This window comes from Novosphingobium sp. IK01, from assembly GCF_033242265.1.
Taxonomy (GTDB): domain Bacteria; phylum Pseudomonadota; class Alphaproteobacteria; order Sphingomonadales; family Sphingomonadaceae; genus Novosphingobium; species Novosphingobium pituita.
The window spans coordinates 2035001-2055520 of sequence record NZ_BTFW01000001.1; the positions used below are offsets into that span (position 1 = coordinate 2035001).

General features: G+C 67.4%; 24 protein-coding genes and 1 tRNA gene (1 of these 25 running past the window's edge). 16 read left to right on the forward strand and 9 right to left on the reverse strand.

Going from position 1 to position 20520, the window contains the following annotated elements; genetic code table 11:
* Together ctaD and coxB are read right to left on the reverse strand one after the other, a co-directional pair.
* Nucleotides 1–1450: the 5' portion of a cytochrome c oxidase subunit I gene (gene ctaD, locus SBI20_RS09375; RefSeq protein ID WP_317974779.1), read on the reverse strand. The gene continues 245 nt to the left of window position 1, outside the view; 1450 of the gene's 1695 nt are visible here — the first part of the coding sequence; it begins with the start codon at nucleotides 1448–1450; its stop codon lies off the left edge, out of view.
* Between the two features lie 30 nt (nucleotides 1451–1480).
* Complete coding sequence (gene coxB / locus SBI20_RS09380) at nucleotides 1481–2419, reverse strand: cytochrome c oxidase subunit II (protein ID WP_411911556.1); 939 nt, start codon at nucleotides 2417–2419, stop codon at nucleotides 1481–1483.
* Between the two features lie 301 nt (nucleotides 2420–2720).
* Here coxB and pyrE point away from each other — a divergent pair, with 301 nt between their 5' ends.
* The 9 genes from pyrE to SBI20_RS09425 are packed head-to-tail and all read left to right on the forward strand — an operon-like array spanning nucleotide 2721 to nucleotide 9323.
* Nucleotides 2721–3305, forward strand: a complete 585-nt coding sequence (gene pyrE / locus SBI20_RS09385) for an orotate phosphoribosyltransferase (protein WP_317974781.1) — start codon at nucleotides 2721–2723, stop codon at nucleotides 3303–3305.
* A 53-nt stretch (nucleotides 3306–3358) separates the two neighbouring features.
* Nucleotides 3359–4102 carry a pyridoxine 5'-phosphate synthase gene (locus tag SBI20_RS09390; protein ID WP_317974782.1) on the forward strand — a complete coding sequence of 248 codons (744 nt, stop codon included), beginning with the start codon at nucleotides 3359–3361 and terminating at the stop codon, nucleotides 4100–4102.
* A 38-nt stretch (nucleotides 4103–4140) separates the two neighbouring features.
* On the forward strand, nucleotides 4141–4617 hold the full coding sequence (gene acpS / locus SBI20_RS09395; protein WP_317974783.1) for a holo-ACP synthase: 477 nt from the start codon (nucleotides 4141–4143) through the stop codon (nucleotides 4615–4617).
* A complete protein-coding gene (gene lepB / locus SBI20_RS09400) occupies nucleotides 4614–5483 on the forward strand; it encodes a signal peptidase I (protein ID WP_317974784.1) in 870 nt (289 codons plus the stop codon). The genes acpS and lepB overlap by 4 nt, the downstream gene beginning before the upstream one ends.
* 50 nt (nucleotides 5484–5533) lie before the next feature.
* The gene (locus SBI20_RS09405; protein WP_317974785.1) at nucleotides 5534–6673 is read left to right on the forward strand and encodes an AI-2E family transporter; all 1140 of its coding nucleotides are present in this window, start codon (nucleotides 5534–5536) and stop codon (nucleotides 6671–6673) included.
* Between the two features lie 22 nt (nucleotides 6674–6695).
* Nucleotides 6696–7868, forward strand: coding sequence for a DUF3089 domain-containing protein (locus SBI20_RS09410; RefSeq protein WP_317974786.1), 1173 nt, complete (start codon nucleotides 6696–6698; stop codon nucleotides 7866–7868).
* A gap of 41 nt (nucleotides 7869–7909) precedes the next feature.
* Nucleotides 7910–8377 (forward strand): Holliday junction resolvase RuvX, encoded by a 468-nt coding sequence (gene ruvX / locus SBI20_RS09415; RefSeq protein ID WP_317974787.1) that lies wholly within the window; start codon nucleotides 7910–7912, stop codon nucleotides 8375–8377.
* 20 nt (nucleotides 8378–8397) lie between these two features.
* A complete protein-coding gene (locus SBI20_RS09420) occupies nucleotides 8398–8889 on the forward strand; it encodes a PaaI family thioesterase (protein ID WP_317974788.1) in 492 nt (163 codons plus the stop codon).
* Complete coding sequence (locus tag SBI20_RS09425) at nucleotides 8886–9323, forward strand: PaaI family thioesterase (protein ID WP_317974789.1); 438 nt, start codon at nucleotides 8886–8888, stop codon at nucleotides 9321–9323. Before SBI20_RS09420 ends, SBI20_RS09425 begins: the two co-directional genes overlap by 4 nt.
* Nucleotides 9324–9329: 6 nt before the next feature.
* Here the strand turns inward: SBI20_RS09425 and SBI20_RS09430 are convergent, their stop codons facing one another.
* Genes SBI20_RS09430 through argH form a run of 4 tightly spaced genes read right to left on the reverse strand, consistent with a single transcriptional unit; the run spans nucleotide 9330 to nucleotide 13080 of the window.
* Nucleotides 9330–10118 (reverse strand): precorrin-2 dehydrogenase/sirohydrochlorin ferrochelatase family protein, encoded by a 789-nt coding sequence (locus tag SBI20_RS09430; RefSeq protein WP_317974790.1) that lies wholly within the window; start codon nucleotides 10116–10118, stop codon nucleotides 9330–9332.
* A gap of 23 nt (nucleotides 10119–10141) precedes the next feature.
* Nucleotides 10142–11401, reverse strand: a complete 1260-nt coding sequence (lysA, locus tag SBI20_RS09435) for a diaminopimelate decarboxylase (protein WP_317974791.1) — start codon at nucleotides 11399–11401, stop codon at nucleotides 10142–10144.
* A gap of 31 nt (nucleotides 11402–11432) precedes the next feature.
* The gene (locus SBI20_RS09440; protein WP_411911512.1) at nucleotides 11433–11684 is read right to left on the reverse strand and encodes a hypothetical protein; all 252 of its coding nucleotides are present in this window, start codon (nucleotides 11682–11684) and stop codon (nucleotides 11433–11435) included.
* A gap of 4 nt (nucleotides 11685–11688) precedes the next feature.
* A complete protein-coding gene (gene argH, locus SBI20_RS09445; RefSeq protein WP_317976095.1) occupies nucleotides 11689–13080 on the reverse strand; it encodes an argininosuccinate lyase in 1392 nt (463 codons plus the stop codon).
* Nucleotides 13081–13306: 226 nt separating this feature from the next.
* On the opposite strand from argH, the gene SBI20_RS09450 reads away from it, so the two are divergent.
* The 4 genes from SBI20_RS09450 to SBI20_RS09465 are packed head-to-tail and all read left to right on the forward strand — an operon-like array spanning nucleotide 13307 to nucleotide 14744.
* Nucleotides 13307–13732 (forward strand): TlpA family protein disulfide reductase, encoded by a 426-nt coding sequence (locus tag SBI20_RS09450; protein WP_317974792.1) that lies wholly within the window; start codon nucleotides 13307–13309, stop codon nucleotides 13730–13732.
* A 46-nt stretch (nucleotides 13733–13778) separates the two neighbouring features.
* Nucleotides 13779–14099: a hypothetical protein gene (locus SBI20_RS09455; RefSeq protein ID WP_411911513.1), complete on the forward strand. Its 321-nt coding sequence runs from the start codon at nucleotides 13779–13781 to the stop codon at nucleotides 14097–14099.
* Nucleotides 14100–14124: 25 nt separating this feature from the next.
* Nucleotides 14125–14484, forward strand: a complete 360-nt coding sequence (locus tag SBI20_RS09460) for a hypothetical protein (protein WP_317974794.1) — start codon at nucleotides 14125–14127, stop codon at nucleotides 14482–14484.
* A gap of 23 nt (nucleotides 14485–14507) precedes the next feature.
* Entirely contained in the window at nucleotides 14508–14744 is a 237-nt protein-coding gene (locus tag SBI20_RS09465) for a hypothetical protein (protein WP_317974795.1), read from the forward strand.
* A gap of 45 nt (nucleotides 14745–14789) precedes the next feature.
* On the opposite strand, the gene SBI20_RS09470 is transcribed toward SBI20_RS09465, so the two are convergent.
* Nucleotides 14790–14865, reverse strand: a tRNA-Val gene (locus SBI20_RS09470).
* Between the two features lie 144 nt (nucleotides 14866–15009).
* On the opposite strand from SBI20_RS09470, the gene serS reads away from it, so the two are divergent.
* Both serS and SBI20_RS09480 read left to right on the forward strand, forming a co-directional pair.
* Nucleotides 15010–16290: a serine--tRNA ligase gene (gene serS / locus SBI20_RS09475; RefSeq protein WP_317974796.1), complete on the forward strand. Its 1281-nt coding sequence runs from the start codon at nucleotides 15010–15012 to the stop codon at nucleotides 16288–16290.
* 18 nt (nucleotides 16291–16308) lie between these two features.
* The gene (locus SBI20_RS09480; RefSeq protein ID WP_317974797.1) at nucleotides 16309–17214 is read left to right on the forward strand and encodes a M23 family metallopeptidase; all 906 of its coding nucleotides are present in this window, start codon (nucleotides 16309–16311) and stop codon (nucleotides 17212–17214) included.
* 30 nt (nucleotides 17215–17244) lie between these two features.
* Here SBI20_RS09480 and SBI20_RS09485 read toward each other — a convergent pair whose 3' ends face one another.
* A complete protein-coding gene (locus SBI20_RS09485; RefSeq protein ID WP_411911557.1) occupies nucleotides 17245–17619 on the reverse strand; it encodes a DUF1761 domain-containing protein in 375 nt (124 codons plus the stop codon).
* Between the two features lie 259 nt (nucleotides 17620–17878).
* Here SBI20_RS09485 and rimO point away from each other — a divergent pair, with 259 nt between their 5' ends.
* Complete coding sequence (gene rimO, locus SBI20_RS09490; protein ID WP_317974798.1) at nucleotides 17879–19291, forward strand: 30S ribosomal protein S12 methylthiotransferase RimO; 1413 nt, start codon at nucleotides 17879–17881, stop codon at nucleotides 19289–19291.
* Nucleotides 19292–19423: 132 nt separating this feature from the next.
* Here rimO and SBI20_RS09495 read toward each other — a convergent pair whose 3' ends face one another.
* Nucleotides 19424–20347, reverse strand: coding sequence for a cation diffusion facilitator family transporter (locus tag SBI20_RS09495; protein WP_317974799.1), 924 nt, complete (start codon nucleotides 20345–20347; stop codon nucleotides 19424–19426).
* Between the last annotated feature and the right edge of the window lie 173 nt (nucleotides 20348–20520).

Here is a 20520-nt window from a genome sequence, read left to right on the forward strand (position 1 = left end):
GGCGCGGCATCCCCTGCACGCCCAGAAAGTGCATGGGGAAGAAGATCATGTTCACGCCCACGAAGAACACCCAGAACTGGATATGGCTGAGCAGCTCGGAGTGCATGCGCCCGCTCATCTTGGGGAACCAATAGAAAAACCCGGCGAACAGCGAGGTGACGGCGCCGAGCGAGAGCACATAGTGGAAGTGCGCGACGACGTAGTAGCCATCCTGAAGATTGTCGTCGATGCCGCCATTGGCGAGCACGACCCCGGTCACCCCGCCCACGGTGAACAGGAAGATGAAACCGATGGCCCAGACCATGGGCGACTTGAACTCGATCGAGCCGCCCCACATCGTGGCGATCCACGAGAAGATCTTGATGCCGGTGGGCACCGCGATGATCATGGTCGCCAGCGTGAAGTACATCTTCGTGTTCACGTCGAGGCCGGTGGTGTACATGTGGTGGGCCCAGACGACGAAGCCGACGAGGCCGATGGCCACCATCGCATAGGCCATGCCCAGATAGCCGAAGACCGGCTTTTTCGAGAACGTCGAGATGATCTGGCTGATGATGCCGAAGCCCGGCAGGATCATGACATAGACTTCCGGGTGCCCGAAGAACCAGAACAGGTGCTGGTAGAGGATCGGGTCGCCGCCGCCCGCCGGATCGAAGAAGGTCGTGCCGAAGTTGCGGTCGGTCAGCAGCATGGTGATCGCCGCCGCCAGCACGGGCAGCGAGAGCAGCAGCAGGAAGGCGGTGACCAGCACCGACCACACGAACAGCGGCATCTTGTGCAGCGTCATGCCCGGTGCGCGCATGTTGAAGATGGTGGTGATGAAGTTGATCGCGCCCAGAATCGAGCCTGCGCCCGCCAGATGGAGCGCGAAGATCGCGAAATCGACCGCTGGGCCGGGAGAACCGGTCGTCGAGAGCGGGGCATAGACCGTCCACCCCGTTCCCGCGCCATGGCCAGTGCCGCCCGGCACGAACGGCGAGATCATCAGCGAACAGAAGCCGCAGAAGGTCAGCCAGAACGAGATGTTGTTCATGCGCGGGAAGGCCATGTCGGGCGCGCCGATCATGATCGGCACGAACCAGTTGCCAAAGCCTCCGATGATCGCGGGCATGACCATGAAGAACACCATGATCAGCCCGTGCGCGGTGATCAGCACGTTCCACATGTGGAGCGCCTGGTTGAGATCGGCGCCATCGCCGCCCACGAGGCTCGTCCACCAGCCGAGGTACTGGATCCCCGGCTCGGCCAGTTCGGCGCGCATCACGCCCGAGATGCCGCCGCCCACGACCCCCGCGAAGATCGCGAAGATCAGGTAGAGCGTGCCGATGTCCTTGTGGTTGGTGGACATGAACCAGCGGGCGAAGAAGCCGGGCTTGTGATCGTGCCCGTGGTGAGACGCCACCTCGTGGTGGGCGTCAAAGTGTTCATGATCGGCGGGAAAGGTGGCCATGACGGTCTATCCTGTTTTTCCGTATCGCGTTCAGACGGCGGGCGTCGGCAGGGAGGCAGGCGTGCCGCCCTGGCTCTTCACCCAGGCCTCGAACACGGGCAAGGGCACGGCTTCGACCGCGATGGGCATATAACCGTGGCGGGCGCCGCACAGTTCGGAGCATTGGCCGTAATAGACGCCAGGCTTGTTGATCATCAGAACCTTTTCATTGATACGGCCGGGTACGGCATCGAGCTTGAACCACAGCGAGGGCACCGCGAACGAGTGGATCACATCGGCCCCGGTGGTTTGCAGGCGAATGGGAACCCCGGCGGGCACGACCATCCGGTTGTCGGCGCCCAGTTGCGGCTGTTCGCCACGCCTGACCGCCTCGGCCGGTTCGAGCATGTTCGAGATCACCTCGAACCCGCCGTTGTCGGGGTACGTATAGCCCCAATACCACTGATAGCCAGTCACCTTGACGGTCAGCGCGCCCTTGGGGGCCGGTTGGTACTGGTGGGCAAGCAGGCGAATCGAGGGCACCACGATCGCCAGGAGGATCAGCACCGGGGCCAGTGTCCACACGACCTCGATCACGGTGTTGTGGCTGGTGCGCGAGGGAACCGGATTGGCGCGGCGGTTGAACCGGGCCATGACGACGATGAGCAGGATCAGCACCAGCAGCACGATCGCCGTGATCACCGGCAGCAGCACGTAATCGTGCATCCTGAGAGCTTCCTGCCCGATCGGTGAATACTGGTCCTGAAAGGTGTAACCGCCCGGAACCGGCTGGCCTTTTCCCGGCATCGGCTTCATCGGCACATATGTTGCCGCAGCCTGTGCCAGCGCGGGAGCCATGGCGCCGATGGCGCCGGCCAGACTGGCCAGGAGATGGCCGCCGGTTTTTAACCCGGCGGCCCTTAACCCGGTGGCCCGAAACCGATTGGCCCCAAACAGCGTGCCCGCATGGCGGACGAGTGCGATTGGCATCATCGTCGTGTGTTCCGCTCTTCCCCACGTGCACGCCGGTTGAGCCGGGGTCCGCGCGCACTGATTATCGTTTTCCCCGTTACCCACAGGGTATACGCCCCCCTGCCCCCCCTCACAAGTCGGACCTCTACGCGCATGGAGAGAAGCTTTGACGGGGAAAAGACCGGTTCGGATGCACACGAAAAAGGCGAAAAATCCTTGCCCCCTGCGACCCGAACGCCCATGGCAAACGGGAACCGGGTGCCCTGCCGTCTGGCAGGCGCGCCCTTTGACGAGACAAGCAGGACCGCGAACCAAGACCATGCAGGAAGAAGACATCCTTTCCGAATTCCGCGCCAGCCAGGCGCTGCTTGAAGGGCATTTCCTGCTCTCGTCGGGGCGCCATTCGGCCCACTACCTCCAGTGCGCGCGCGTGCTGATGGACCCGATGCGTGCCTCGCGACTGGCCATGGCGCTGGCTGCCAAGCTTCCGCGCGACTTGCGCCAGCAGATTTCCAAGGTCGTCGCCCCGGCCATGGGCGGGGTGATCATCGGCCATGAAATGGGCCGCGCGCTGGGTGTCGAGGCCGTGTTCGTCGAACGCCCGACCGGCACGTTCGAGCTGCGTCGCGGCTTCTCGCTCAATCCGGGCGAAAAGGTGCTGATGGTCGAGGACGTGGTGACCACCGGCCTGTCGAGCCGCGAGGCGATCAAGGCTGTCGAGGAAGCCGGCGGGGTCGTCGTGGCCGAAGCCGCGCTGGTCGACCGCAGCGCGGGGGCCGTCGATCTGGGCGTGCCGTTCTATCCGCTCGTCTCGCTCAACTTCCCCACGTATGCCGCCGACGAGCTGCCGCCCGAGCTGGCCGCCACGCCCGCGATCAAGCCGGGCAGCCGCGCCCAGCCTTGATCACATCTGGCCCGGTCTTTCGGGAAACCTTCGACACTACAGAAAGCGCTTCCGTGAGCGAACTGTTTGCCCCGCCCCGGCTCAGGCTGGGAGTCAATATCGACCACGTCGCCACGATCCGCAATGCGCGCGGGGGGGATCATCCCGATCCCGTCCGCGCGGCGCAGATCGTGGCCGCGGTGGGGGGCGATGGCATCACCGCCCACTTGCGCGAAGACCGTCGCCATATCCGCGACGAGGATCTGGCGCGCATCCAGGCGGCGACCAACCTGCCGCTGAACCTCGAAATGGCCGCGACCGAGGAAATGCTCGCCATCGCGCTGCGCCACCAGCCGCATGCCTGCTGCATCGTGCCCGAGCGGCGCGAGGAGCGCACGACCGAGGGCGGGCTCGATGCGGCCGGGCAGCACAACCGCCTTGCCCCGATCGTGGCGCGCCTGAGCGATGCGGGCATCCGCGTGAGCCTGTTCATCGCCCCCGAGGCGCGGCAGATCGAGGCCGCGATGAAGCTGGGCGCGCCGGTGGTCGAACTGCACACCGGCGAATATGCCCATGCGCAAGGCGATGCCCGCGCGGTGGAACTCAAGCGCCTGACCGACATGGCCGCGCTTGCCGCCAAGAACGGGATCGAGCCCCATGCCGGGCACGGGCTGACGTATGACAATGTCCAGCCGGTGGCCGCCATTCCGCAACTGGCCGAACTCAACATCGGGCATTACCTGATCGGCGAGGCGATCTTCGTGGGTCTGGAATCCGCTGTCCAGCGGATGCGCACGTTGATGGACGAAGTCCGCTAATCGATTTTTTGCTTCCCGATCAAGGAAATGTCAGTCCCGTGATCATCGGCCTCGGTTCCGACTTGTGCAATATCGAGCGCATCGCCAACTCGCTCGAACGCTATGGCGAACGCTTTGTGGAGCGCGTGTTCACCCCGGCCGAACAGGACCGCGCACAGGCCCGCCCGTTCACCCGCGCGGGCACGCTGGCCAAGCGGTTCGCCGCCAAGGAGGCCTGCTCCAAGGCGCTGGGCACCGGCTTTGCCCAGGGCGTGTTCATGAAGGACATCGGCGTCGTCAACGCGCCGTCGGGCGCGCCGACACTGGCGCTGGACGGGGGCGCCGCCGCGCGCCTTGCCGCGATGACCCCGCCGGGCCACGAGGCCGTGATCCACCTGTCGATGACCGACGACCACCCGTGGGCGCAGGCCTTCGTGGTGATCGAGGCCCGCCCCCTGCTCCCGACACCCCTGCCCGCGGCACCCGCGCACACGATCCTGCCTGCGGGAGGCCTGCCTGCGGGAGGCCACGCATGAGCACCGCCTCGGCCCCCTCGCGCGGGGACATGCGCGAAGAAGTGAGCGGGGTGGACTGGTGGGCCGAACTGCGCGGGCTGGTGGCCATGCTGCTGGCCGTGCTGGTCTTCCACAGCCTGATCGCCAAGCCGTTCTACATTCCCTCGATGTCGATGATGCCCAACCTGCTGGTCGGCGACCGGCTGGTGGTGAGCAAGTATCCCTATGGCTGGTCGTGGGTTTCGCCCTCGTTCCATGTCCTGCCCCGCTCGCCCGCGCGGGTCTGGCCGGGGACACCGCGCTATGGCGACATCGTGATCGTCGTGCCGCGCGGCAGCAACGAAGACTATATCAAGCGCGTGGTGGCCCTGCCCGGCGACCGCATCGCGGTGGTCCATGGGCAGATCATCCTCAATGGCAAGCCCGTGCCGCAAGTGGTCGAGCCGCCGCTCGATTTGCGGGTCGATGCCAACGAGCCGTGCGATCCGGCTGATTTTCCCGGCCTGCGCTTTCGCGACGCGACCGGCCACGATTTCTGCGAACTGCCGATCTTTCGCGAGACCCTGCCCAATGGCGCGACCTATCGCGTGATCGACCACAAGCAGCAGCCGCTCGACGACTATCCCGAAGTCACCGTTCCGGCGGGCCATGTCTTCCTGATGGGCGACAACCGCGACCATTCGGCCGACAGCCGCGAACCGCTGGCCCTCAAGGGGCTGGGCGGACCGGTGCCGCTCTCGGACGTGGGCGGGCGCGCCGAATTCGTGACCGTCTCGCTCGATGGCAGCGAAACGTGGAATCCGCTGACCTGGTGGCATGCCTTGCGCGGGGGCCGCAGTTGGACGACATTGCGCCCGGAACAGGCCGCCATCCAGCCCGTTTCCTGATCATCATTCTGGCGCCGTTCCGGCACCATTTCAGGGGGTTCTGCCTGTTCATGTCCGATGCTGCCTCCCCCAAAAAGCCCCGCACCAAGGCTTTCGTCCCCGGCCCCACCGACATTGCCGACAATGCCGTCCGGCTTGAGGCGCGCAAGGCGTTCATCTGGCTGGGCATTGCCGGGCTCATCGTGCTGGCGGTGTTCCTCGCCCAGCCGCTGCTGGTGATCTTCGGCGGGGTGGTCTTCGCCTCGCTGATCGAGGGCGGACAGCGCCTGCTGGGCCGGGTCATCCCCGGCCCGCGCGTTGTGCGGATCGCGCTCGTGCTGCTGGGCGGGGTCGGTTTTCTGGTCTGGCTGGCCGCCTTCGCGGGGAGCCAGATCACCAGTCAGGCCGCCCAGTTCCCCCATATCCTCGCGGCGCAAGGCCAGCGCGCGCTGACCTGGTTCCAGGCGCATGGGGTTCATGTCGGCCCGTCCGACTATTCGAAGATCGCCGAGCAGGTGATCGGCGGGGTCGGGCCGGTGACCCATGCGCTGGGCGGGCTGTTCGGCGGGGTTACCACGTTCTTCCTGATCGTGATCCTGGGCATCTATTTCGCGCTCGAACCCGACATCTACCGGCGGGGCCTGGCCTGGATGTTCCCGCTCGACACCCGGCCGCACCTCAAGGTCACGCTCCAGCGCATGGGCAAGGCGTTGCGCATGCTGCTGTTCGGGCGGATGATCGGCATGGTGACCGAGGGCGTGGCGACCTGGATTCTGCTGGCGGTCTACGGCGTGCCGATGTCGGCGCTGCTGGGCATCATGACCGGGCTGCTGGTGTTCCTGCCCAATATCGGGGCGCCGCTCTCGGGGCTGATGATGGTTCTGGTCGGCTTTTCGGGCGGGACCGACATGGGGATCTACTGCATCATCGTCTATCTCGTGGTGCAGACGGTCGATGGCAATGTGATCGTGCCGATGGTCGCCAAGAAGACCGCCGACCTCGCCCCGGCGCTGGTGCTGGGCGCGCAGCTGATCTTCGGGGTGCTGTTCGGCATCCTCGGGCTGGCGCTGGCCGATCCGATCGTGGCGATGATCAAGATCGCGCTCGAACGCCAGGCCGAACGCAACGGCAGCAGGGCCCCCCGCGACGAGGCGGACGAAGCCTTCCCCGGCGACGAATTGCCTGACGGCGAATTTCCCGGCCCTGCATGAGCCGCAGCGGAGCGATCACGCCATGAGCGCCAAACGGGTCATCCAGGCCGCCGTGCTCTTCGTGTTTCTGGCAGGGCTCTGGTTCGCCGTGATCACGCTCTTTCCCGTGCAGCTCTCGCGCATGGCCTTTGCGCCCACCCATGGCTTCGAGCCCCTCCCCGCGCTGACCGCGCGCAGCTATGCCGATCCCGCGCTGTGGATTGCCCGGCCCGACCGGCCCGGCAACCCCGCGCAATGGCAGCCCCCCGGCGCGCAACGGGCCGACCGGGACACCGCGCCGGGCGAAGCGGCGGTGTTCTTCGTCCATTCCACCACGTTCCTCGGGCGCGATCACTGGAATGCGCCGCTCGACGACATCGATTCGCGCCGCCGCGCCGACCTGCTGGTCGCAGCCACGGCCAGCGCCTTCAACGATGCCGGTCCGGTCTGGGTGCCGCACTACCGGCAGGCCGCGCTTGGCGCCTTCCTGACCCATGGCCCCGCGCGCGATCAGGCGATCGATCTGGCCTATGCCGATATCCGCGCGGCCTTCAGCGCCTTCCTTGCCGCGCTGCCCGCAGACCAGCCGATCATTCTGGCCGGACACAGCCAGGGCGCGCTCTATGTCGCCCGGCTGCTGCGCGACAGGGTGCGGGCCACCCCGCTCGCCCGGCGTCTGGTGGCCGCCTATGTCATCGGCTGGCCGGTCTCGGCGCGGCGCGGCCCCCCGGCGCTGGGCCTGCCCGCCTGTGCCGCCCCCGATTCGACCGGCTGCCTTGCCGGATGGATGAGCTTTGCCGAACCGGCGCGGCCCGACCTGCTGCTCTCCGCCTTGCCGACGGTGCCGTTCGAAGGCCCCGGCCATGGCGAAAATGGTGAATCTTTCGACGGCGAGGCCCTGCTCTGCACCAACCCGCTCAGCGGGCGCCCCGGCACCGCGCCGATGCCGGCCTCGGCCAATCTGGGAACGCTCCTGCCCGATGGCCGCGACCCCGATACCGAACGCGCCGGGCCGCTGGCGCCCGGCATCGTCCCGGCCCGCTGCACCGCGCGCGGGCTCCTGCTGGTCGGCCCGCCGCCGACGGTCGGACAGTTCGTGCTCCCCGGCAATGCCTATCACGTCTATGATATTCCGCTGTTCTGGGCCAATCTGCGTGCCGACGTAACCCGCCGCCATCACGCCTGGCTGCGCCTGCACGCCCCGAACAACAGCTGATGACCTGACAAGACACCCCATACGCGGATGACTGCCACCTCATGATTACCCAAAGTACTGCCGACCTGCGTGCCGCCCTGCCGATGGGCGGTGTCCTGATGGGGCTCGACCCCGGCACCAAGACCATCGGCGTGGCGCTGTGCGATGCGGGCTGGCGCTTTGCCACGGCAGGCAAGACCATCATCCGGCGCAAGTTTGCGCAGGACAAGGCCCAGATCGCCCAGATCATCGCCGAACGCGCGGTCAAGGCACTGGTCATCGGCCTGCCGCTCAACATGGACGGCAGCCCGAGCCCGCGCAGCCAGTCGGCCCGCGCCATGGCCCGCAATCTGGCCGACCTGGACCTGCCGATCCTGATGTGGGACGAACGCTGGTCGACGCAGGCCGCCGAACGCGCGATGATCGAACAGGATTTCAGCCGCGCCAAGCGTGCCGAGCGCATCGATTCGCACGCCGCCGCCCTGATCCTCCAGGCCGCGATCGATTCGCTGGCCGGGGGTGTCCTCTGATTCCAAGCCAAGGAGCGGCCATGAGCGACCAGCCCTCACCCGAACCGATCACATCTGCCCTCTCGCCCGAGACCTGGCGGATCGACGGCCCCTTCGATCCCGTTCTCGCCGGAAAGCTGATGGGCAAGCTGGGCCATCCCGGCTTCCTCGACCTTGCCTATGGCGGCCACGGGCCCGACTGGTTCGAGGCCGTGCTTCCCTGGCGCGAGGATCTCGTCGGGTTCGGCCAGATGGACGTGCTGGCCTCCGGGCCGGTGATCTCGCTGTTCGACACGGCCACTGCCATGGCGATCTGGACGCGGCGGGGGCGCTTCGTCCCCCAAGTCACGCTCGACTTGCGGATCGACTATGTGCGCGCGGCGGTGCCGGGCCGCGCGGTGGTGGCGCGGGCCGAATGCTATCAGGTGCGCGGCGACCTCAGCTTCGTGCGCGCGCTTGCCCACGATGGCGACATCGCCGATCCGCTGGCCCATGCCACGGCCATCTTCATGAGCACGGGAGAGGGTGAATGACCCCGCTGCACCACCCCTTTGTCCTTCCGCCCTATGCCCTGGCGATGGGCATGGCCCTGATCGAGCCTTCCGAATTTTCCGAACGGGCCGAACTGGCCGAAACCCCGCAAGGCGCGCCGGTCCTGACCATGGACTTTTCCCCGCGCGCCGAAGGGCGGCCCGGCTATTTCCATGGCGGGGCCATCGGCGGCCTGCTCGAAATGGCCGGATTTGCCGCACTCGCCGCCGAGCTGGAGGCGCGCGGCGCCGTTCAGGCGATGAAGCCGATCAACATCTCGGTCGAGTTCCTGCGCAATGGCATGCCCCGGCCCGTCTTCGCGCAAGGGCAGGTGCTGCGCGCCGGGCGGCGCGTCGCCAATGTCCGGGTCGAGGCCTGGCACGACAACCGCGTGGCGCCCGTGGCCAGTTGCTGGATGAATTTCCGCCTGTCCTGAAAGGGCTTATCCGCCTTCCGGGCGGACCAGAGCGACGACAAGGCCTTCAAGACCGCCCTCATTCTCGCGCACGCGCCGCGCGTCGGCGCGGGCGCGGGCAAGGATCGCGGGCGGCACATCGGCCCCGGCGACCAGCACATCGGCCATGCCCAGCAGGCGTGCCTCGCGCAAGGTGAGGTCTTCGGGATCCTCGGAGCGCAAGGTGATCGTGTGGAAGCCCGATTCCCCGTCGCGCGCGCCACCTTCGAGCCAGCGGGTCACCGCCTCGTCGTCGTGGGCGACCATCGGATCGAGCGCGCCCCCCTCGCCCAGCGCATGGTCGAGCGCACGGCGGCGCTCGGCCGCATCGGGCCAGCGCGCGCGCAAGGCCCCGCGCGCGGCAAACAGCGCCCGTGCAAGCGTGCCCAGCCCTTGCGGCAGAACCCGTTCGAGCCGCAGCCGGACATGCTTGGCCAGCCCCGCCGAAGCCCCGCCCGTCCCCACCGCGATCAGCACGGGATTGCGGTCGATCAGCGAGGGCGTGGTGAAATCGCATTGGGCAGGCTGGTCGACGACATTGACCAGCGCGCCCCCTGCCCGCGCCCGCGCCGCATCGCCTGCGCAGGCCTGCGGATCATCGTGGGCGACAAAGGCCAGCCGCGCGCCGGCATCGAGCCCTTGCGCCAGATCATCGTAGACGATGCCCCCGGCCCGCTCGACCAGCCGCCGCTTGGCCATGGCCGCCTCGCCCGCGCCCAGCACGATCACCGGATGACCGGCGATGCGATGGAACAGGGGCAAGGCGGGGAGTTTCATATCAGGCGTTCAGGCCAGTTGCTTCAAGCCAGCCATTCCGGCACGCGCTCGGCGGCCAGAATCGTCGCCGGTTCGATCCGCTCGGCCACGATCGCCCACTTGTCGCCATCGACCATGACCTCGGGCACCAGCGGGCGCGAGTTGTAGGTATTGGCCATCGTCGCGCCATAGGCGCCCGCCGTGCGGAACACCGCCAGATCGCCGCGCGCGACGGTGTCGATCGTGCGGTTCATCGCGAAGGTATCGCTCGATTCGCAGATCGGGCCGACGATATTGGCGACCATCGTTTCGCCCGAAGGGGAAACCGCGGCAAAATCGTGCCAGGCATCGTAGAGCGCCGGACGCGCCAGATCGTTCATCGCCGCATCGACGACCACCCACGGCGCGCCCACGCCTTCCTTGACGCGGACCACGCGGGTCATCAGCACGCCGGTATTGCCGGTGATCACGCGGCCCGGCTCGAACATGGCGGTAATGTCCCAGTCCTTCGACACGCGCGCGACCATCGCGGCATAGGCTTCGGGCTGGGGGAACACCTCGCCGGCCTTGTAGGGCACGCCCACGCCGCCGCCGAAATCGATGTGGGTGACGCTGTGCCCCTCGGCCCGGATCGCGGCCAGCAGCGTGCCGATCTTGGTGAAGGCCGCTTCGAGCGGATCGAGGCTGGAAAGCTGGCTGCCGATGTGGAGCGTAAGGCCGCGCATGGCCAGCCCCGGCACTTGTGCTAGGCGGGCATAGATCGCGCCCGCGCGGTCGAACGGCACGCCGAACTTGTTCTCGGCCTTGCCGGTCGAGATCTTGCCATGGGTGCCCGCGTCGACATCGGGGTTCACGCGCAGGGCGCAGGTAGCGACCTTGCCCATCGCCACCGCGATTTCCGCCAGTTCGAGGCCTTCTTCCTCGCTTTCGAGGTTGAACTGGCCGATCCCGGCTTCGAGCGCGCGGGTCAGTTCGGCATGGGTCTTGCCCACGCCCGAAAAGACCACGTCCTGCGCGGCCATGCCTGCGGCCAGCGCGCGCTCCATCTCGCCCGCCGAGACGACATCGGCGCCATAGCCCTCGGCCGCCAGAACCTTGAGCACGGCCAGATTGGGGTTGGACTTGACCGCAAAGGCCAGCTTGAAGCGCGGCAGAACCTTCAGCGCATCGCGGAACACCCGCGCATGGCGCGTGAGCGTGGCGCGCGAATAGACATAAAGCGGGGTGCCGACCGCTTCGGCCAGAACCGGAAGGGCAATATCTTCGGCGTGGAGCACGCCGTCACGGGTTTCGAAATGATCCATCGGTACTCTCAGGGCAAACTGGCAAAAAGCATCATTCCTCGGGCGGAAGATCGAACGGATCGTCCTCGCGCTCCTGGGACCTGGTGCGCAACTCGACGTTGCGCTGGGGTTTGGCCTGGACCGGGGGTTTGAGAAGCTCGTCCGCCCCGTGGCTCTGCGCGCGGCCATAAGGCGCGGGCGGCAGGCCACGCCCCGGCCCCGGCACGACTTCGCGCTTGTTCCCGCATCCGGCGAGAGCAAGCACGGCCAGGCCGGCGATCATGAAGGCGGGGGGGCGGATCAAGCGATTACTCCTCAAGAGCAAAACCATGGAGACCCAGTGCCTCGCGGGCCTGGGCAACGCGCTTCCTTACCTCAGCCGGGGCGGTTCCGCCATGGCTGCAACGCGCGGCGACCGAAGCCTCGACCGAAAGCGCGGCATAGACGCGCTCGTCGATGCGGGTATCGATCGCCTTGAGGTCTTCGAGCGAAAGCTGGTCGAGCGCGATGCCCCGGCTTTCGGCCAGCTTCACCGCGCTGCCGGTGATGTGATGGGCCTCGCGGAAGGGGATATTGGCCTGACGGACCAGCCAGTCGGCAAGGTCCGTCGCCGTGGCATAGCCCAGTTCGGCAGCCCCGCGCATGCGCTCGGTGCGGAAGCGCGCTTCGGCGACCATGCCGGTCATCGCCGCGACCGAGAGCGCGAGCAGGCTGGCCGCCTCGAAGACCGGCGGCTTGTCGTCCTGCATGTCCTTGGAATAGGCCAGCGGCAGGCCCTTCATGGTGATCATCAGGCTGGTCAGGCAGCCCACGATCCGGCCCGAATGGCCGCGCACCAGTTCGGCGGCATCGGGGTTCTTCTTCTGCGGCATGATCGAACTGCCGGTCGAAAGACTGTCGGGCAGGGTCACGAAGCCGAAGGGCTGGCTGGCCCAGATGATGAATTCCTCGGCCAGCCGCGAAAGGTGGAGCGAGCACTGCGCGGCGGCCATCAGGTAATCGAGCGCGAAGTCGCGGTCCGAGACCGAATCGAGGCTGTTGTCGGTCGGCCCGTCGAAGCCGAGCGCGGCGGCGGTGTGGAAGCGGTCGATCGGGAAGCCGGTTCCGGCCAGCGCGGCGGCGCCCAGCGGCGAGCGGTTCATCCGCGCGCGGGCATCGGCAAAGCGCGAGCGGTCGCGCGCGATCATCTCGTAATAGGCCATCAGGTGATGGCCGAGCGTGACGGGCTGGGCGGTCTGGAGATGGGTGAAGCCGGGCATGATGCTGGCGGCATGTTCGCCCGCGCGGGTGACCAGCGCGATCTGGAGCGCCAGCAGCCCGGCATCCATCTGGTCCATCGCATCGCGCACCCACAGGCGAAAATCGGTGGCCACCTGGTCGTTGCGGCTGCGCGCGGTGTGCAGGCGCCCGGCAGCCGGGCCGATCAGCTCGGCCAGACGGTTTTCGGTGGTCATGTGGATGTCTTCGAGGTCCCAGTCCTCGGGCACGCCATGGGCTTCATATTCGCCCGCGACGGTATCGAGCCCCTGCGCGATCAGCGCCGCGTCCTCGTGCGAAACGATGCCCTGCTGGCCCAGCATCGCCACATGCGCCTTTGACGCGGCGATGTCCTGCCGCCAAAGCGCCTTGTCGAAGGGAATCGAGGCGTTAATCTCGCGCATGATGGCCGAAGGCCCGGCGGCGAAACGCCCGCCCCACATCTGGTTGGAGCCCGAATTGCCGCTCATGTCCGCTCGTCCGCCCTGTCTGAAGTTGATCCTGGGTGCGCTGGCCCTGCCACTGCTGGTCCCTGCGCTGGCTGCGTGCGATAGGCAAGCAAGCCCCTCGACGCAACCGTCGAGCGCGCCAGAGACTCCCGCAATCACCCCTGCAACTGGCCCGAATGCCGCCACCGGAACCATCGACACCAGCCACAAGGGCTCGGCCATGCCTTCGTTCGCCCTCTCAGGGCCAGAATCCGGGCCGGATGGCGCGAAGGTTTCAGACCAAAGCCTCAAGGGCAAACCCGTCGTGCTCAACCTGTGGGCGACATGGTGCGGGCCCTGCGTCGCCGAAATGCCCACGCTCGATGCGCTCGCCGCGCAAAAGGGCACGGCCTTGCGCGTGCTGGCCGTTTCGCAGGACAGCGCGGGGAGCGCCGACAGGATCAGGGCATTCCGGGCCAGCCACGCGATGGCCCATGTGACCACCCTGCTCGATCCCGAGAACACCCTCTCGTTCCACTACGACACCGGCGTCCTGCCCACGACCATCGTCTATGATGCGCAAGGCCGCGAAGTGGCCCGCGTGGTCGGCGCCTTCGACTGGACCAGCCCGCAAGCTCTCGCCCTGCTCAAGGCCGCCGGGGCCTGAACCTGCAATCGACAGGTGGCCTGAACGCCAAGACCTGCTAGGCGCCATGCCCATGAGCAACAAGACAGCCGGTATCGTCGACGTGGACGGACTGCCCTACGAATGGGCGCTTCGCAGCGAACCTTCATGGGGGGATGCGCAAGGCTGGCGGGGCATGACCATTGCCTTGCATCGTCAGGACACCCAGCGCGAAGCCGTGCTGGAATTCCCGCCGCCCCGGCGCCTGATGAAAGGCCTCCCGCGCGGGCGCCTTCAGATCAACGACGCGCTCGTCTCACGCGGGATTCGCGCCGCGCTGCAAGCCGGATGGGACCCGGAATCGCGCGGCAAGACGATGTATTTCGCCGTCGATGCCGACGGCAACTGACCCCGCCCCCGTACAGGAGACGCCAGTGACCGCCGAACCACGCCCATGGGACAGCCAGCAGGTGGCCGAATGGCTGGAGGCCCGCATCGAAGCCGCAGCCCGCGATCAGGTCGCCGCCGACCGCAAAGGCTATGAATCCCGCGACGACTACGACCTTGCCGCCGCCGAAGAATGGGCCTGCCGCGCCCTGATGGCCACCGCCCGCCAGGGCGATCAGGCCGCGCTGGCCCAGAAGATCAAGCAATTGCTGGCTCAGGACGAATACCGGATCACCGGCATCCACGACGACCGCCGCACCGAGCGCCACATCCGCGCCCATCTGCGCAAAATCGCCAAGATGGCCAAGGCGAACGAAGGCTTCGAAAACAGGCTGCGCTACCAGTAAGCCCCCACGATCAGAGGACCCCCATGACGACCGATACCGCCACCGCCCAGCGCGAACACTTCGCCTATTGCGTCCAGCTCTTCGGCGGCCCCACCGCCTTTGCCCGCCGCATCGGCATCGACGAGCGCGCCATCCGCCGCTTCATCAGCGGCGAACGCCCGCTGGGCGCCACGCTTCTGGAAGACACCGCCCAGGAACTGCGCCGCCTGATCACCGACGCAACAGCCGCCGAAGCGGAGATCACACGTCTGTCGAAATAAGAGGGAGCCCCGGACATCGTGGCCAAAACAATGGTGGCCTGAATATGGTGGGCGGTGACGGGCTCGAACCGCCGACCCTCTCGGTGTAAACGAGATGCTCTACCAACTGAGCTAACCGCCCCCTTGCGGGGAGACGGCGCATTGGCGGCATTTGCGGCTGCCGTCAACTCCCTGTCAGCAGCGTGGCGGGGGGCGGGAGGCGAAAGGTGGTGGATGATCTTGCCTGATTGCATCGGGCCGGGCTTGCGGGCATAGCCGCCACACCATGCATGACATCCGCCTGATCCGCGACAATCCGGAAAGCTTCGACGCCGCCCTCGCCCGCCGTGGGGTGGCTCCTGTTTCAGAGAGCCTGCTGGCGCTCGATGCGCGCCGCCGCGAGGTGGCCACCCGCATGCAGGAGGCGCAGAGCCGCCGCAACGAGGCTTCGAAGGCCATCGGCGCGGCCATGGCCAAGGGCGACAAGGACACCGCCGAGGCGCTCAAGGCCGAAGTCGCCACGCTCAAGACCACGCTGCCCGCGCTCGAAGACGAGGAACGCGACCTTTCCGCGCAGGCTGCCGCCGCGCTGGCCGCACTGCCCAACCTGCCGCTGGACATCGTGCCCGAGGGCGAGGACGAAGCGGGCAATGTCGAGGTTTCGCGCTGGGGCACCCCGCGTAATTTCGCCTTCGCGCCGCGTGAACATGCCGACATCGGCCCCGCGCTCGGCCTCGATTTCGAAACCGGCGCGCTGATCGCGGGGGCCCGTTTCACGTTCCTGCGCGGCCAGATGGCCCGGCTCCAGCGCGCGCTCGCCCAGTTCATGCTCGATCACCAGACCGGGGTGAACGGCCATGTCGAATGCGCGCCGCCCTTGATGGTCAAAGACGAGGCCGTGTTCGGCACCGGCCAGCTTCCCAAGTTTGCCGAAGACCTGTTCCGCACGACCGACGGGCGCTGGCTGATCCCCACCGCCGAAGTCTCGCTGACCAATGCCGTGCGCGAGCAAATCCTGCCCGCCACGGCCCTGCCGATGCGCCTGACCGCGCTGACCCCGTGCTTCCGCTCGGAAGCGGGCTCTGCCGGGCGCGACACGCGCGGCTACATCCGCCAGCACCAGTTCGACAAAGTCGAGCTGGTCACGATCTGCGCGCCCGAGGATTCGGCGGCCGAGCACGAGCGGATGACGCTGGCGGCAGAATCGGTGCTTCAGGCGCTCGACCTGCCCTATCGCAAGATGCTGCTGTGCGCGGGCGACATGGGCTTTACCGCGCGGATCACCTATGATCTCGAAGTCTGGCTGCCCGGACAGGGCGCCTATCGCGAGATCTCGTCGTGCTCGAACTGCGGCGATTTCCAGGCACGGCGGATGAACGCGCGCTATCGCCCCGAAGGCGCGAAGGCCACCGAGTTCGTCCACACGCTCAACGGCTCGGGCCTTGCCGTCGGGCGCACGCTGGTCGCCGTGCTGGAAAACTACCAGCAGGAAGACGGCAGTGTCGAAATTCCCGCCGTGCTCGCCCCCTACATGGGCGGCATCACCCGGCTGGTTCCGCAAAGCTGATCCGGCTGGACTGATCCGATGGGCAAGACGGTGCGCAGGCTGGCCAGTGTCGCTACCATGGCGCTGGCCGCCTGCTCGCCCGTCGGCCTCATGCTCGCCGCGCCCGGCCTGCTTCAGGCGCGACCCGCCAAAACTGCGCAGGACGCGCCCGACAACGCGATCGTGGCGTGGACCTATACCGTCCAGAGCGGCGACACCTTTGTGTCCATTGCCCGGCGCATGGGCGTGCCGATGGCGGCGCTGGCAGCCGAGAACAAGGTGCCGCTGCCCTATCTGATCACGGTCGGGCAAGTCCTGCGCCGCCCCGCGCTCCCGTACAAGAGTGACGGGGAGGCCCAGGCTCCACAGGGCCAGTCCGCACAGATTCCTCCCGCACAGATTCCTCCCGCGCAGGTTCCTCCCACACATGCCAGCCCGCGCACGACACCGCAAAGGCTGCCCCGGCCCGCGTCGCGCCCCGCCCCCCCGCCCCGTCCCGAGCCGGCCCCCGCGCCCGCCCATGCCCGCGAAGCAGGCGCGCCACGGCTGGTCTGGCCGACTTCGGGCAGCGTGATTTCCCGCTTTGGAACACCCGTGGACGGCAGGACCAATCCGCGCGGCAGCAGCCGCGCCAACAACGGCATCGACCTTGCTGCCTTTGCCGGAATGACCGTCCACGCCTCGGCGGCGGGCAAAGTGATCTTCGCGGGCAACGAGCCCGAGCGCTTTGGCCAGCTGATCGTGATCGACCATGGGCGAGGCTGGGTTACCGCCTATGCCTATCTCGGGCGGATCGATGTGAAACAGGGGCAGCAGGTCGCCGCGCGGCAATCCATCGCCCGCATCGGCAAGAGCGGCGAGGCGCGCAAGCCCACGCTCCATTTCGAGCTGCGCCGCGACAATGTCCCGCGCGATCCGGCGCCCTATCTGCCGGTCAGACTCTAAGGCCGGTCAGACTGTAGCCTCCCCTCCGGCTCAGCCGAGCAGGAAGAACACCAGCCCCATCGCCAGATAGCACAGCATCACGCAGCTGCCGTCGATCATCGCCAGACGGGTGGAGATGCGCTGCTGGGTATAGCTGATCCACAAGCCGGGAATGACAAAGGCCCCGGCCAGCCCGCCCGACATCATGAAATAGAGCCAGGGCTTGACCGCCAGCGTGGCCGCGCCGACGCGGGCGAACATGTGGCCCATCATCGTCGCGCTCACCAGCAGGAGCGCCGCCGTGAGCAGCAGGGTGCGCGTGGGCGCGATGCGCAGGCCCAGCCCGCCCGGCCCCACTTCGGCCAGACGCGCCCGGCCCAGCACCGGACCATACCAGACCGCCTGCACGACCATCGCTGCCACCATTGCCAATACCACGGCCAACCAGTTCACCGGACCCATCGAATGTCTTTCCTGCCTCGCGCCACACCCGTCCATCCACCTAGCGCCGTGCTAGCCCCACACCGGGCAAAGCGCAAAACAATCAACGGGCACCCGACGCTTTCCCGTCACGATTTGTCGCAGGCCCGATGATGACCGCCCGGATGCCCCCCCTCCCTCGCATGCTCCCCTCTCATGTCACATAGTGACGCAAGGCGCTTTTACGGGTATGGGCCCGCCCACAATGGCCACCATTCCCCCTGATTCCCGCGAAATCGACGCCACCCCCGCCCCCGAGCCCAAGCGCGTCGGGCTGGTCAGCCTCGGCTGTCCCAAGGCGCTCGTCGATTCCGAACGCATCCTCACCCGCCTGCGCGCCGATGGCTATGCGATGAGCCCCGACTATGCCGGGGCCGATGTCGTTCTGGTCAACACCTGCGGCTTCCTCGATTCGGCCAAGGAGGAAAGCCTGGCCGCGATCGGCGAGGCGATTGCCGAAAATGGCCGCGTGATCGTGACCGGGTGCATGGGCAACGAGGCCGAGACGATCCGCGCCCGCTTCCCCGATGTTCTGGCCGTGACCGGCGCGCACCAGTACGAAGCCGTGGTCGAGGCCGTCCACGAGGCCGCACCCCCTTCGATGGGCCCCTATTTCGACCTGATCCCCCAGGCGCTCGACGATGCCGGCGGGATCAAGCTGACCCCGCGCCACTATGGCTATCTCAAGATTTCCGAGGGCTGCAACCACGCCTGCTCGTTCTGCATCATCCCCGACCTGCGCGGCAAGCTTGCCAGCCGCCGCATTGATGCCGTGCTGCGCGAGGCCGAAAAGCTGGTGGCGGCGGGCACCCGCGAACTGCTGGTGATCAGCCAGGACACTTCGGCCTATGGCGTCGACGTGCGCCACGAGGAACGCGAGTGGAAGGACCGCAAGGTCCGCACCCACATGACCGATCTGGCCCGCGAGCTGGGCCAGCTGCGCACGCCCGACGGGCAGGTGCCCTGGGTGCGCCTGCACTATGTCTACCCGTATCCCCATGTCGACCAGGTCATCCCGCTGATGGCGCAGGGGCTGATCACGCCCTATCTCGACATTCCCTTCCAGCATGCCAGCCCCAAGGTGCTGCGCGCGATGAAGCGGCCGGCCAACGAGGCCAAAGTGCTCGACCGCATCAAGGCCTGGCGCGAAATCTGCCCCGACCTTGCCATCCGCTCCAGCTTCGTGGTCGGCTTCCCCGGCGAGACCGAAGAAGATTTCCAGTACCTGCTCGACTGGCTCGATGAAGCCCAGCTCGACCGCGTGGGCGCCTTCCGCTTCGAACCGGTCGAGGGGGCAGCGGCCAACGACCTGCCCGATCCGGTGCCCGAAGCGGTCAAGGAAGAACGCTTCGCCCGGATCATGGCGAAGACCGAAGCGATCAGCGCGGCCCGTCAGGCCGCCAAGGTCGGTCGCACGATCCGCGTGATCATCGACGAAGTGGGCGAACCCGACGAAGACGGCGACATCGGCGCCACCGGCCGCAGCCAGGCCGACGCGCCCGAGATCGACGGCGCGGTCTATCTGCGCAACGTGCCCGAAAGCCTGCGCCCCGGCGATTTCGTCGATGTGCTGGTGGAAGAGGCCGATGCCCACGACCTGTTCGGCGTGATCGCCTGAAGCTCCTCTGAAGGCCCCTCCGTCAGGCCTGCGGCCTGACACCTCCCCATTCCATGGGGAGGATCAAGATCCTCCCCGCTCTGCGGGGAGGGGGACCGCCCGCGCAGCGGGTGGTGGAGGGGCAGAGGGGCCTTACCCCGCCACCGGCAGCTCGACCGAACTGTCGCGCGGGCGCACATAGACGCGGGCCACGACAGGAAACAGCTCGGCCACTTGTGTCTCGATGTCGAGGACGATCCGCTCGACATCGCGCGCGGTGATCGCATCCTCGAAATCGGCGCTGATGATGACGGTCACCATCGTGGGCGCGCTGTGCAGGGTGAGCACTTCGTTGACACGGACCACCCCGGCATGGCTCGCCGCGCAATCGCGGATCGCGGCCACGAGCCGGGGATCGGCGCTCTCGCCGATCAGCAGCCCCTTGGCTTCGAGCAGCAGCACGATCGCCAGCACGCCCAGCACCAGCCCGATCACCACCGAGGCCAGCCCGTCCCACATCGGATTGCCGGTCAGCAGGCTGAGCCCGAGGCCCGTTGCCGCCACCACGAGACCGACCAGCGCGCCCGAATCCTCAAGCAGGATCACCAGCGTGGGCGCATCCTTGGTGTCGCGGATCGCCGCCCAGATCGTGCCCTTGCGGCCCCGGTTGAAATCGCCCAGCGCCGCAACGGTCGACATCCCTTCGAGCAGGAAGGCGATGCCCAGCACCGCGAAGGCCACCAGCGGGCTCGTCGCGGGCTCGGGATCGAGCATGTGCAGCACGCCTTCATAAAGCGAGACACCGGCCCCCAGCGAGAAGACCAGGATCGCGACGATGAAGCTCCAGAAATAGAGTTCGCGGCCATAGCCGAACGGGTGCAGCGCGTCGGCGGGCTTGGACGCGCGGGTGCGTCCGTGCAGCAGCAGCAACTGGTTGGTCGAATCGACCAGGCTGTGGACGCCTTCGGTCAGCATGGCCGAAGAGCCGGTCAGCGCCGCCGCGCCGAACTTGGCCACGGCAATGCCGACATTGGCGCCCAGCGCGATCAGGATGGTCCGTGTCGATCCCCCGGCCATGGTATGGTTTGGTTCCCCTGTTGTACGAAGCCTGTGGGGCTAGCGCGCACGCGCAGGGAAAGCCATGGAAATTCGCGGGCAGTGCCACGGGAGCCGGCGGCGCGGAATCATTGGGCGGCGCGGAATCATTGGGCGGCGCGAAATCATTGGGCGGCGCGAAATCATTGGGCGGC

What these genes read in the sequence shown, in the direction of transcription:
- argH (WP_317976095.1), bottom strand. Translation starts at nt 13,080, where the DNA reads ATGTGGGGCGGGCGTTTCGCCGCCGGGCCTTCGGCCATCATGCGCGAG.
- serS (WP_317974796.1), top strand. Translation starts at nt 15,010, where the DNA reads ATGCATGACATCCGCCTGATCCGCGACAATCCGGAAAGCTTCGACGCC.
- SBI20_RS09450 (WP_317974792.1), top strand. Translation starts at nt 13,307, where the DNA reads ATGCCTTCGTTCGCCCTCTCAGGGCCAGAATCCGGGCCGGATGGCGCG.
- ruvX (WP_317974787.1), top strand. Translation starts at nt 7,910, where the DNA reads ATGATTACCCAAAGTACTGCCGACCTGCGTGCCGCCCTGCCGATGGGC.
- rimO (WP_317974798.1), top strand. Translation starts at nt 17,879, where the DNA reads ATGGCCACCATTCCCCCTGATTCCCGCGAAATCGACGCCACCCCCGCC.
- SBI20_RS09425 (WP_317974789.1), top strand. Translation starts at nt 8,886, where the DNA reads ATGACCCCGCTGCACCACCCCTTTGTCCTTCCGCCCTATGCCCTGGCG.
- SBI20_RS09495 (WP_317974799.1), bottom strand. Translation starts at nt 20,347, where the DNA reads ATGGCCGGGGGATCGACACGGACCATCCTGATCGCGCTGGGCGCCAAT.
- SBI20_RS09455 (WP_411911513.1), top strand. Translation starts at nt 13,779, where the DNA reads ATGCCCATGAGCAACAAGACAGCCGGTATCGTCGACGTGGACGGACTG.
- SBI20_RS09410 (WP_317974786.1), top strand. Translation starts at nt 6,696, where the DNA reads ATGAGCGCCAAACGGGTCATCCAGGCCGCCGTGCTCTTCGTGTTTCTG.
- SBI20_RS09485 (WP_411911557.1), bottom strand. Translation starts at nt 17,619, where the DNA reads ATGGTGGCAGCGATGGTCGTGCAGGCGGTCTGGTATGGTCCGGTGCTG.
- lepB (WP_317974784.1), top strand. Translation starts at nt 4,614, where the DNA reads ATGAGCACCGCCTCGGCCCCCTCGCGCGGGGACATGCGCGAAGAAGTG.
- SBI20_RS09420 (WP_317974788.1), top strand. Translation starts at nt 8,398, where the DNA reads ATGAGCGACCAGCCCTCACCCGAACCGATCACATCTGCCCTCTCGCCC.
- coxB (WP_411911556.1), bottom strand. Translation starts at nt 2,419, where the DNA reads ATGCCAATCGCACTCGTCCGCCATGCGGGCACGCTGTTTGGGGCCAAT.
- SBI20_RS09480 (WP_317974797.1), top strand. Translation starts at nt 16,309, where the DNA reads ATGGGCAAGACGGTGCGCAGGCTGGCCAGTGTCGCTACCATGGCGCTG.
- SBI20_RS09465 (WP_317974795.1), top strand. Translation starts at nt 14,508, where the DNA reads ATGACGACCGATACCGCCACCGCCCAGCGCGAACACTTCGCCTATTGC.
- SBI20_RS09430 (WP_317974790.1), bottom strand. Translation starts at nt 10,118, where the DNA reads ATGAAACTCCCCGCCTTGCCCCTGTTCCATCGCATCGCCGGTCATCCG.
- pyrE (WP_317974781.1), top strand. Translation starts at nt 2,721, where the DNA reads ATGCAGGAAGAAGACATCCTTTCCGAATTCCGCGCCAGCCAGGCGCTG.
- SBI20_RS09405 (WP_317974785.1), top strand. Translation starts at nt 5,534, where the DNA reads ATGTCCGATGCTGCCTCCCCCAAAAAGCCCCGCACCAAGGCTTTCGTC.
- lysA (WP_317974791.1), bottom strand. Translation starts at nt 11,401, where the DNA reads ATGGATCATTTCGAAACCCGTGACGGCGTGCTCCACGCCGAAGATATT.